The 1,573-nt window shown below is 70.9% G+C and carries 1 protein-coding gene; it reads left to right on the top strand.

Features of this window, described 5'->3' with window-relative positions:
* A partial coding sequence (locus ABZY20_RS37115) for a non-ribosomal peptide synthetase (protein WP_356447931.1) occupies window positions 1-1,573 on the top strand: 1,573 nt, incomplete at both ends.

The raw sequence follows: 1,573 nt of genomic DNA, 5'->3' as shown, positions 1-1,573 counted from the left end.
GGGAGCGGTCGGCGCCGCTGCGGGCGGAGAACGTGGCGTACGTGATGTACACCTCCGGCTCCACCGGCAATCCCAAGGGCGTCGCCATCACCCACGCCAACCTCGTCAACGGCGTGTCACGGCTGGCCGAGGTGGTCGACCTGCAGCCCGGAGCGCTGATGCTGGGCGCCACCTCCGTCAACTTCGACGTGTCCGTCTTCGAGGTCTTCAGCGCCCTGATCTCGGGCGCCGCCGTCGAGATCGTGCGCGACGTGCTGGAACTGGCCGAACGTGGCGGCTGGACCGGCGGGGTGCTCCAGGCCGTCCCCTCCGTCTTCGAGCGTGTCCTGGACCAGGTCGCCGGGAGGATGGACGTCGACACCGTCGTCCTCGGAGGTGACGCGTTCCCCGCCGCCCTCCTGGACAAGCTCAGGACCGCCATCCCCGGCGCCCGCTTCAAGCAGGCCTACGGACAGACCGAGGACTTCTACGCCACGACCTACTCCATCCCCGATGACTGGGCCGGCACGGGCAACGTCCCCATCGGCGGACCGCTCGGCAACATGCGCACCTATGTCCTCGGCCCCGGCCTCGCTCCCGTGCCGGCCGGCGTGGCCGGCGAGCTGTACGTCGGCGGCGCCATCGGCCGTGGCTACCACGAGCGGCCCGGCCTCACCGCGGAACGCTTCGTCGCCGACCCGTTCGGTGCGCCGGGCAGCCGCATGTACCGCACCGGCGACCTCGTCCGCTGGAACCCCGACGGAGCGCTGGAGTACATCGGCCGCAGCGACGCCCAGATGAAGATCCGCGGCTTCCGAGTCGAACCGGGCGAGGTCGAGGCCGTCATGGCCGAACACCCGAGCGTGGCGCAGGCCGTCCTGCTGGCACGCACCGCACCCGGACTCGGCGATCCGCGACTCGTCGGCTATGTCGTGCCGGCCGGTGCGTCGTCCACGCCCGGCAGCACGGACGTCGACCTGAACGCACAGCTCGACCTCGCCGAACTGCGCCGGTTCGTCTCCGATCGCCTGCCTGAGTTCCTCGTGCCGTCCGCCTTCGTGGTCCTGGACCGGTTGCCGTTGGATCCGAACGGCAAGCTGGATCGGCGTGCGTTGCCGGAGCCGGAGTTCTCGGGTGGTGCGTATCGGGCGCCGTCGTCGCCGGGTGAGGTGGTGCTGGCGGCGGTGTTCGCCGAGGTGCTGGGGTTGGACCGGGTGGGGGTGGATGACGACTTCTTCGCTGTGGGCGGGGACAGTATCCGGTCGATTCAGGTGGTGACGCGGGCTCGGGCGCGTGGTGTGGAGGTGTCGCCGCGGGATGTGTTCGAGTGCCGGACGGTGGCGGAGCTGGCGGTGCGGGCGCGGTCGGCGGGTGCGGCCGTGGTGCTGGAGGAACTGCCCGGCGGTGGTGTGGGACGCATGCCGCTGCCGCCGGCCGGCGCCTGGCTCACCGAACTCGGCGGTGACACCGACGCCTTCGCCATGACCACCGCCGTGGATCTGCCGGTTGGCATCGGTGAGGCGGAGTTGCTTGGGACGTTGGCGGCGGTGCTGGATCGTCATGATGTGCTGCGGTCGCGTTTGGTGCGCGGTGA

Source organism: Streptomyces sp. NPDC006624, assembly GCF_040611555.1.
Classification (GTDB): Bacteria; Actinomycetota; Actinomycetes; order Streptomycetales; family Streptomycetaceae; genus Streptomyces.
Note: the sequence above shows the minus strand (reverse complement) of the source record. Positions and strands in the feature narration are given on the sequence as shown.